Here is an 8,877-nt window from a genome sequence, read left to right as displayed (position 1 = left end):
GGGACCTGGGTTCCGAGCTGCTGGGCAGGCCGGGATGCGCGTCGACGCCGGAGGGCGTGCGCTGCGCGCCGTCCATGGCGCTGACACCCGAAGAGCCGGTCAATCTCAGCCGGACGCTGACCGTTCCGGCACCGATGTCGGTGACCCCGTTGGTGTGGGTGCGGCCGCGGCAGGGGCCCAAGCTGGCCGACCTGCTCGCCGAGCCGAACACCACCAGGGCACGGGGCGACTCCGACCTGGTGGACGTCCTCGGCTCGGCGTATGCGGCGACCGACGGCGACCCGGCGACGGCATGGACGGCACCGCAGCGGGTGGTGCAGCACAAGACCCCGCCCACCTTGACGCTCACCCTGCCGCGGCCCACCGAGGTCACCGCGCTCCGGCTGGCGCCGAGCCGGTCGGCGTTGCCCGCCCATCCGACGATGGTGGCGGTCAACCTGGGCGACGGCCCGCAGGTGCACGCGTTGAAGCCCGGTGAACCGCAGACACTCCCACTGCATCCCCGGGTGACCGACAGCGTCACCGTCAGCCTGTTGGACTGGGAAGACGTCATCGACCGCAACGCGCTGGGTTTCGACCAGCTCAAGCCGCCGGGGGTGGCCGAGCTGTCGGTGCTCGGTGCCGACGGCACCCCGATCGCGCCCGCCGACGCTGCCCGCGATCGCACGCGCGAGATCGCCGTCGACTGCGATCACGGCCCGGTCATCGCGGTCGCGGGACGGTTCGTGCACACGTCGATCAGCACCACCGTCGGCGCTCTGCTCGACGACGAGCCCGTTGCGGCCCGGGCGTGCGACCGCGACCCGATCGCGTTGCCGGCGGGGCAGCAGGAGTTGCTGATCAGCCCGGGCGCCCAGTTCGTCGTCGACGGCGTTGCGCTGTCCCCGCCGGCCGCGGCCGCCGCCGCGCCCGGCCCAGTCGGGGTTCCGGCGTGGCGGGTGTGGGGCCCGGACCGTCGCGAGGTGCAGGCTCCGCCGTCGGCCACGTCGCGGGTGCTGGTGGTCCCGGAAAGCATCAACCCCGGATGGGTGGCGCGCACCAGCGCCGGGGCGCGGCTGACCCCGGTCGCCGTCAACGGGTGGCAGCAGGGCTGGGTGGTGCCGCCGGGCGATCCCGGCACGATCACGCTGACCTTCCCGTCCAACGCGCCGTACCGGGTGGGGCTGGGGTTGGGGCTGGCCTTGCTGCCGCTACTGGCCATGCTCGCGCTGTGGCGCACCAGAGGCAGGCCGGCCGACGACGCGCCCGCCCAGCCGTGGCGGCCGGGGCCGTGGGCGGCGGTCGCGGTGCTGGCCTGCGGGGCGGTGATCGCCGGCGTGGTCGGGGTCGTGGTGGTCGGCGGCGCCCTGGGCCTGCGGTACGCGCTGCGCCGCCGGCGCGTGGACGGGGCCACGATGGTCCTGAGCGCGGGCGGGCTCATCCTGGCCGGCGCGATGTTGTCGCGGCATCCCTGGCGGTCGGTGGACGGCTACGCGGGCCATTCCGCGAATGTTCAGCTGCTGGCGCTGATTTCGCTCGCGGTGGTCGCCGTTTCCGCGGTGACGATGGGCGATGCGGCGGGCCGCGCCCGCGACGAATAGCGGTCGGGGGTATTGGCTGACGGTTTACCGGCTGCTTGACTGGATATGCGGGTATGTGTGACCGCCACCGTCCAAGGAGTTACGGCCATGGGCTGGTTTTCCGCTCCCGAATATTGGCTCGGCAGACTGGTGCTCGAGCGGGGCACCGCGGTCGTCTACCTGCTCGCGTTCGTCGCGGCCGCGGCGCAGTTCCGGGCGCTCATCGGGGAGCACGGCCTACAGCCGATTCCGCGGTTCTTGGCCGGGCAGTCGTTTTGGCGGGCGCCCAGCCTGTTTCATCTGCATTATTCCGATCGCCTGTTCTCGGCGGTTTCCTGGTTCGGCGCCGCGCTGTCAGCGGCGATCGTCGCCGGTGCGGCAGATGCGGTGCCCGTCTGGGCGGCCATGCTGATGTGGCTGGCGCTGTGGGTGCTCTACCTGTCGATCGTCAACGTCGGTCAGACCTGGTATGCGTTCGGGTGGGAATCGCTGTTGCTGGAGAGCGGTTTTCTGCTGATCTTCCTCGGCAACGACCAGGTGGCGCCGCCGGTGCTGACCTTATGGATGGCCCGGTTGCTGCTGTTCCGAGTGGAATTCGGCGCCGGGTTGATCAAGATGCGGGGCGATCCGTGCTGGCGCGACCTGACGTGTTTGTACTATCACCACGAAACGCAGCCGATGCCCGGGCCGTTGAGCTGGTTCTTCCACCATCTGCCCAGGCCGCTGCACCGAATCGAGGTGGCGGGCAACCATTTCTCGCAGCTGGTGGTGCCGTTCGGATTGTTCGCGCCACAACCGGTGGCCGGCATCGCCGCCGCGATCATCGTCGTCACCCAGCTGTGGCTGGTGGCGTCCGGTAACTTCGCCTGGCTCAATTGGGTGACGATCTTGTTGGCGTTCAGCGCGATCGACGACTCATGGGTCGGTTCGGTTGGTTTGCATGATCGTCCGGCGTTCCCGGCGACGCCGGTGTGGTTCGCCGCATTGGTGATCGCGTTCGCGGCGGCGGTGTTGTTCATGAGTTACTGGCCGGTGCGCAACATGCTGTCCTCGCGGCAGCGAATGAACATGTCGTTCAACTCTTTTCACCTCGTCAACACCTACGGCGCGTTCGGCAGCATCGGGCGCGTCCGCCGCGAGGTGGTGATCGAAGGCACCGAGGACACCCGCCTCAGCGACCAGACGGTGTGGAAAGAATACGAATTCAAGGGCAAGCCCGGCGGCGTGCGCCGGCTCCCGCGCCAGTGGGCGCCCTACCATCTGCGCCTGGACTGGCTGATGTGGTTCGCCGCCATCTCGCCCGGCTACGCGCAGCCATGGCTGACCCCGTTTCTGCAGCGGCTGCTGCGCAACGATCGGCCCACGCTGCGCCTGCTGCGGCACAATCCATTTCCGGATTCACCACCGCGCTATGTGCGTGCGCAGCTCTACGAGTATCGCTTCACCACCCCCGCCGAACTGCGCCGCGAGCGGGCCTGGTGGCATCGGACACTGATCGGTGGCTACGTCCGGCCGCTGGCGCTGAAGACGGCGACGTCACAGCACGGCTGACCGAGGCCGTGCCGCCATCGTGGGGCGAGGGTGCGAAAGTTTGCCAAATGCCCATCGAACTGAACGTCGACGGTGTATAGCGGTCACTGTGAGCTACGTAGGTATTAGCTCAGCAGGAGGATGAGACCATGGCCACCACACGGATGATCGCCGCAGCCGCCATGTTCGCCGGTTTGGCTGTCGGCACCGCGGGTGCCGCGTGGGCCGACACGACGATGAGCGGCCACTACACCTGGACCTCGACAACCCCTCGGGGCTCGGCGATGTCCGGCGACTACTACTTCACACCCTGCGGCGACGGATGCGCTTCGGTGGCAACCACACCCGGTGGACAGGCCGTTGCCCTGGCGCGGCTGATCAACGGGCAATGGACGATGGAAGGCACCTGGGCCATCCGGTGTGCCGACGGTAGCTCCGGTCCCAATGAGCCGTACCACGACACGTGGGATCCGAACACCCTGGAAGGCACCAGCACCCTGACGTATAACGTGCCGGCCTGCGGCCACCCACCGGGATATCAACAGACCAATCACCTTCAACTCAGGCAGGTGCCCTGACGCGAAATGTCCTTCTTGTAAAGGACTTACGCCACGGTAAAGGAGTCGAGCATGAGAACAGCCCTCGTAGGGTTGGCAACGGTGCTGGCCCTCTCCGGCTTCCTGTGGACCGCCGACCTGATGCTGGGCGCCGGCACCGCCCACGCCGTCTGCTCCACGAACAACGGCGGCAACCAGCCGCCGGAGTGCGCCCCGCCCGAGGGACCGCCGGGCTGCTACACCTCACACATCTGCAGCCAGATGTGGTGCCCGAACCTGGGCGAACTGCGGCGGATGCCGGACTGGGACAGAAACGTCTGCCACACCTATTACTTCGCGCCCGACTCGGGCCTGCCCGCCCTGATGGTCCAGGGACAGCCGCCGGGATTACGGCTGCCGCCCAACACCGGCGTCTGCCCGCCGCTCGCCTGGATGTGCCCGTGAATTACAGCGTCTCGTCCAGCTCGCCGAGCCGGTCGGTCAGCCGCAGGTTCTCCGAGTAGTCGACCGGGCAGGAGATCACCGACACCCCGTCGTCGTCGAGTGCGGCCCGCAGCGTCGGCAACAGTTCCTCCGCACTGTTGATCCGATACCCCTTGGCGCCAAAGCTTTCCGCGTAGGTCACCACATCGGGGTTGCCGAACTTCACGTAGTAGTGGGCGCCGAGCTCGAGATCCATTTTCCACTCGATCAGGCCGTAACCGCCGTCGTCCCAGATCAGCACGACCAGTGGTATACGCTCGCGGACGGCGGTCTCGATTTCCTGCGAGTTCATCAGGAACGCGCCGTCCCCGACGACCGCCAGCACCTTGGACTCGGGACGCGCCAACTTGACACCCAGCGCGCCGGGTAACGCAAACCCCATGGTGGACAACCCATTTGATACCAGGCAGGTGTTGCACTCATACGTCGGGTAGAGCCGCGCCATCCACATCTTGGTGGCGCCGGTGTCCACCAGGACGACGTCACTGCGGCCCAGCGCGGCGCGGGTATCGGCCACCACCCGCGCCGGAGCGAGCGGATAGCGCGAATCCTCTTGCCCCCGTGCGAATTCCTCGGCCAGCAGGCCGTGGCCGGGCACCTCGGGATCGGCCTCGTAGGCGTGGCCGTCGAGCCCGTCGGTCAATGCGTCCAACGAGGCGCTGATGTCGCCGATGATCCCGACGTCCACCGAATAGTGCGCGTCGACCTCGGCCGGGAACCGGTGGATGTGGATGATCTTCTTGTCCGCCTGCGGGTTGATCCGGACGGGGTCGAACTCCTGCAGCTCGTACCCGACCGCAATGACCACGTCGGCGTTGTCGAAGCCGAAGTTGACGTAGTCGTGCCGCATGAACCCCAGGGTCCCGATGCTGTTGGGATGGTCGTCGGGCATCACGCCCTTGCCGTGGAAGGTGTTGGCCACCGGGATACCGAATTGCTCGGAGAACCGGACCAGCGCCGCGGTCGCGTTGCCGCGGGCGGCGCCGTGCCCGGCCAGCACCACCGGCCGCTTCGCCTGGCGCAGGATGTCGACCGCACGCTCCACCTGACCGGGTGCGGGCGCATCGGGGCGGACGACGTTGCGCGGCAACGGCGTCAGGTCGTAGTCGGTCTCGTCGGCGTCGATGTGCTCGGGCACCGCGAGGTAGACCGCCGCCGGGCGTTCGGTCTCGGCGACCTTGAACGCCTTGCGGAACATCTCGGGGATGGCCCGCGCCGTGGGGACCCCGGCCGCCCACCGAGTGATGGGCGCGAACATCGACACCAGGTCGACGTACTGGTGCGACTCCTTGAACTCCCGGTCGTGGCCCACCTGCGCGGAGATCGCGACCAACGGGGTGCTGTTGGTGGTGGCGTCGGCCACGCCGAGTTGCATGTTGATCGCGCCCGGCCCCAGGGTGCTCGACACCACCGCGGCGCGGCCGGTCACCCGTCCGTACATCTCGGCCATGAAGGCCGCGCCCTGCTCGTGCCGGGTGAGCACGTAGCGGATGCTCGACGACGCCAGCGCCTGCACGAAGCGGATGTTCTCCTCCCCCGGCAGCCCGAAGACCACGGAAAGGCCCTCGTTTTCCAGGCACTTGACCATCAGCTCGGCGGCTTTACTCATCCGGCACCTCCCTCGAGGGAACGATAGTGGCAGGCTGGGTGTTGGAACTTTTATCAACCCCGAAGCGAAGGATGTCAGCGTGCCCATCGCCACCATCAACCCGGCTACCGGCGAGACAGTCAAAACCTTCACCCCGGCAACCGACGAAGAAGTCGACGCGGCCATCGCCGCCGCCTACGCCCGGTTCCAGGACTACCGCCATAACACCACCTTTGCCCAGCGCGCGGGGTGGGCAAACGCCACCGCCGATCTGCTGGAAAAAGAGGCCGACGACGTCGCCGCGATGATGACCCTGGAAATGGGCAAGACCTTGAAGTCGGCCAAGGCCGAAGTGCTCAAGTGCGCCAAGGGCTTTCGCTATTACGCGGAGAACGCCGAAAAGCTGCTGGCCGACGAGCCGGCCGACGCAAAAGCGGTCGGCGCCAAGCGGGCCTACACCCGCTACCAACCGCTCGGCGTGGTCCTGGCCGTGATGCCGTGGAACTTCCCGCTGTGGCAGGCGGTGCGGTTCGCCGCACCGGCGCTGATGGCCGGCAACGTCGGCATCCTCAAGCACGCCTCGAACGTCCCGCAGACCGCGCTCTACCTCGCCGACGTCATCGCCCGCGGCGGGTTCCCGGAGGGCTGCTTCCAGACACTGCTGGTCTCGTCCAGCGCCGTCGAGCGCATCCTGCGCGACCCGCGGGTCGCGGCCGCCACCCTGACGGGCAGCGAGCCGGCCGGGCAGTCGGTCGCCGCCATCGCCGGCGACGAGATCAAACCCACCGTGCTCGAGCTCGGCGGCAGCGACCCGTTCATCGTGATGCCGTCGGCGAACCTGGACGAGGCCGCCAAGACCGCGGTGACCGCGCGCGTCCAGAACAACGGCCAGTCCTGCATCGCCGCGAAGCGGTTCATCATTCACACCGACATCTACGACGCGTTCGTCGACAAGTTCACCGAGCGGATGCAGGCGCTCAAGGTCGGCGACCCGACCGACCCGGACACCGACGTCGGGCCCCTGGCCACCGAGTCCGGCCGCGACGACATCACCAAGCAGGTCGACGACGCGGCCGCGGAGGGCGCCACGATCCGGCTCGGCGGCAAGCCGCTCGACGGCCCGGGGTGGTTCTACCCGCCGACGGTGGTCACCGACATCACCAAGGACATGGCGCTTTACACCGAAGAGGTGTTCGGCCCGGTGGCGTCGATGTACCGGGCGAAGGACATCGATGAAGCGATCGAGATCGCCAACGCCACCACGTTCGGGCTGGGCTCCAACGCCTGGACCAACGACGAGGCCGAGCAGCAGCGCTTCATCGACGACATCGAAGCCGGCCAGGTCTTCATCAACGGCATGACGGTGTCCTACCCCGAGCTGGGGTTCGGCGGCGTCAAGCGGTCTGGTTACGGCCGCGAACTCGCCGGCCTCGGTATCCGCGCCTTCGTCAACGCCAAGACCGTGTGGGTCGGCGACGTCGACGCCGGGGACGCAGCCGGCGGCAGCAAGGTCGAGTAACCGCCTCAGGCGGACGCGGCCGCCAGGGCCTTCTCGTCCTCGTCGGCGAAGGTGTCCTCCAGGTGCAGCGGAGAGTAGTCGAGGTCGATCTCTTCGAGCGGCCGCCCCCGCGCGCTGGAGATGGTGCCGAAGCGCCGCATGCCCTTGTCGGACGCGTACTGCATGAACTCGTCCACCGAGAGGCCGAAGGGCATCGGGTCGTACAGGGAGAAGCCCTCTTCGATGAGGCGCAGCCCCAACGGCATGAGCTCGTTCATGCGTGTTTCGAACACGCCCCAGTTGGCATCGTCGGCGGCGACGTGGCGACGGCAGGTGAAGGTGCCCCACGCCATGTGGCGGCGCTCGTCGTCGCCGATGCGCCGGACCAACTCCTGCATGCCGGGCAGGATGCCGCGCTCCACGCAGATCTTGTGCCAACCGAAGTAGCCCGTGAGCGCCAGCATGCCTTCGACCATGTGGTTGTAGGTGACCGAGGCCCGCACTTGGGCGGCCGGTGACGGGTCGACCGACAAGGCGTTGAGGCAGTCGGGCAGCTCCTCGTAGAAGATGGTCCGGTAGGTGGGGATGTCGTCGAGGTACTGGTGCAGGTCGTCGGTGACGCCGACGGCGTCGAGCCACATGCGGAACACCTGAACGTGCTTGGCTTCCTCGAACGCGAACTGCGTCAGGTACATCTCGTCGCCCAGCCGGCCCTCGACCCGCATCGCGGACATGAACGGTTGAATGTCCTCGGTGACCGCTTCCTCGCCGGCGATGAATTCCGCGCACAGCCTGATGGCGTAGTGACGTTCGTCCTCCGAGAGCTGCTCCCAGTCGGCGCGGTCGCGGGAGAAGTCGATGTCGGCCGGGTCCCAGAACTTCGCGTTGCCGCCGGCGAACAACCGCAGCGGCAGGCTGTCCCAGTTGAGTCCCCCTCGAACCATCGAGTTCGTATGCGTGCGTGTCATGAGACCTCCTCGGATCGTTGTGGGGCTGACTGGACGGGCGGGCGCGCTGACGCCGCGAAGGCGGCGGCCAGCACACCGACGAGCCGGCGCACGGCCAGGGCCGGCTGCTCCGGGGTGGGTTCGTCGAGCCCGAGGATCGGGTCCAGGCCGCGCATGTAGGGCGCCAGCGCCAGGTGCGGAAAGATCAAGAGCAGCAACGACATCAGCGCGTCGGTATCCGAGTCGGCGCGCAGATCGCCGCGCGCCTTCGCGTCCCGAACGAGGGGCCGCATCACTTCCAGGTAGTGCCGGTGGATGACGTTCTGCACGCTGACGCGGGCTTCGGTGTCGACCTCGAGGGTCGCCGCGGCGTGCAGCGCGCGCTCGTGCGGGTGGTCGGCGAAGTAGGCCACCCACGCGTCGAGCCAGTCGGTGAGGAAGTCGAAGAACGGCCGGCTCGGGTCCAGCTCCTGGATGCGGTCCTCCATGTACGCGCGCACCCGCTGGCTGGCGATGTCGGCGATGAAGGCGTACAGGTCGCGCTTGTCCGCGAAGTACTGGAACAGGCTGCCTTTGGCGACACCGGCCCGCCGCGCGATGACGTTGAGGCTGCCGCGGGAGAACCCGTGCGCCCCGAACTCGTGTTCCGCGGCTTCGATGATCGCCGCCCGTCGGGCGGGGTCGACCCGCCCCCAAGTCACCGTTGGCAATGCGC

At 68.1% G+C, this 8,877-nt stretch carries 7 protein-coding genes and 1 pseudogene; 5 read left to right on the top strand and 3 right to left on the bottom strand.

The window, feature by feature from the left end; translation table 11 throughout:
- The 4 genes and pseudogenes from A5711_RS14435 to A5711_RS14420 form a co-directional block, all read left to right on the top strand.
- Positions 1–1,580: pseudogene (locus tag A5711_RS14435) on the top strand (hypothetical protein); the annotation flags it as partial.
- Positions 1,581–1,667: 87 nt separating this feature from the next.
- Entirely contained in the window at positions 1,668–3,110 is a 1,443-nt protein-coding gene (locus tag A5711_RS14430) for a lipase maturation factor family protein (protein ID WP_067947571.1), read from the top strand.
- 128 nt (positions 3,111–3,238) lie between these two features.
- On the top strand, positions 3,239–3,667 hold the full coding sequence (locus tag A5711_RS14425) for a hypothetical protein (protein WP_067947569.1): 429 nt from the start codon (positions 3,239–3,241) through the stop codon (positions 3,665–3,667).
- A gap of 51 nt (positions 3,668–3,718) precedes the next feature.
- Complete coding sequence (locus tag A5711_RS14420; RefSeq protein WP_156673352.1) at positions 3,719–4,090, top strand: hypothetical protein; 372 nt, start codon at positions 3,719–3,721, stop codon at positions 4,088–4,090.
- Position 4,091: 1 nt separating this feature from the next.
- On the opposite strand, the gene A5711_RS14415 is transcribed toward A5711_RS14420, so the two are convergent.
- Complete coding sequence (locus A5711_RS14415) at positions 4,092–5,738, bottom strand: acetolactate synthase large subunit (protein WP_067947566.1); 1,647 nt, start codon at positions 5,736–5,738, stop codon at positions 4,092–4,094.
- Positions 5,739–5,817: 79 nt separating this feature from the next.
- Between A5711_RS14415 and A5711_RS14410 the strand changes: the two genes are divergently transcribed.
- Complete coding sequence (locus A5711_RS14410; RefSeq protein WP_067947564.1) at positions 5,818–7,236, top strand: NADP-dependent succinic semialdehyde dehydrogenase; 1,419 nt, start codon at positions 5,818–5,820, stop codon at positions 7,234–7,236.
- Positions 7,237–7,241: 5 nt separating this feature from the next.
- Here the strand turns inward: A5711_RS14410 and A5711_RS14405 are convergent, their stop codons facing one another.
- Positions 7,242–8,183, bottom strand: coding sequence for a R2-like ligand-binding oxidase (locus A5711_RS14405; RefSeq protein ID WP_067947562.1), 942 nt, complete (start codon positions 8,181–8,183; stop codon positions 7,242–7,244).
- Positions 8,180–8,872, bottom strand: a complete 693-nt coding sequence (locus tag A5711_RS14400) for a TetR/AcrR family transcriptional regulator (protein WP_067947561.1) — start codon at positions 8,870–8,872, stop codon at positions 8,180–8,182. Before A5711_RS14400 ends, A5711_RS14405 begins: the two co-directional genes overlap by 4 nt.
- Positions 8,873–8,877: the final 5 nt, after the last annotated feature.

It is taken from the genome of Mycobacterium sp. E2238, from assembly GCF_001672665.1.
Lineage (GTDB): Bacteria > Actinomycetota > Actinomycetes > Mycobacteriales > Mycobacteriaceae > Mycobacterium.
Note: the sequence above shows the minus strand (reverse complement) of the source record. Positions and strands in the feature narration are given on the sequence as shown.

What these genes read in the sequence shown, in the direction of transcription:
- A5711_RS14420 (WP_156673352.1), top strand. Translation starts at nt 3,719, where the DNA reads ATGAGAACAGCCCTCGTAGGGTTGGCAACGGTGCTGGCCCTCTCCGGC.
- A5711_RS14425 (WP_067947569.1), top strand. Translation starts at nt 3,239, where the DNA reads ATGGCCACCACACGGATGATCGCCGCAGCCGCCATGTTCGCCGGTTTG.
- A5711_RS14405 (WP_067947562.1), bottom strand. Translation starts at nt 8,183, where the DNA reads ATGACACGCACGCATACGAACTCGATGGTTCGAGGGGGACTCAACTGG.
- A5711_RS14430 (WP_067947571.1), top strand. Translation starts at nt 1,668, where the DNA reads ATGGGCTGGTTTTCCGCTCCCGAATATTGGCTCGGCAGACTGGTGCTC.
- A5711_RS14415 (WP_067947566.1), bottom strand. Translation starts at nt 5,738, where the DNA reads ATGAGTAAAGCCGCCGAGCTGATGGTCAAGTGCCTGGAAAACGAGGGC.